This is a genomic window from Shewanella sp. AS1 (assembly GCF_021412565.1).
GTDB lineage: Bacteria > Pseudomonadota > Gammaproteobacteria > Enterobacterales > Shewanellaceae > Shewanella.
Genome location: NZ_JAKCLJ010000122.1, coordinates 1 through 282 on the forward strand (window position 1 = coordinate 1; position 282 = coordinate 282).

Here is a 282-nt window from a genome sequence, read left to right on the forward strand (position 1 = left end):
GCAGGCCGTCGGTCTCGATGATGTCTATGACAGCCTCGATCAGCGCGCAGGCGAGCGGGCCGCCGCCAAACGTCGTGCCGAGGTCGTCGGTCTTCAGGTGGGCCGCGACGTGATCTGCCATCAGCAGCGCAGAGCAAGGGAAACCCGCGCCCAGCGCCTTCGCCGTGGTGATCATGTCCGGCGCGACGCCGTGCAGGTTCGCCGCGAACGGAAACCCGGTGCGGCCCATGCCGCACTGCACTTCGTCGCAGATCAGCAGCGCGCAGGTCTCGCTGGTGCGCG

At 68.8% G+C, this 282-nt stretch carries 1 protein-coding gene; it reads right to left on the reverse strand.

Going from position 1 to position 282, the window contains the following annotated elements:
• Positions 1–282, reverse strand: a 282-nt coding sequence (locus tag LZP69_RS16335) for an aminotransferase class III-fold pyridoxal phosphate-dependent enzyme (RefSeq protein ID WP_234201743.1), incomplete at both ends; no start/stop codon positions are given.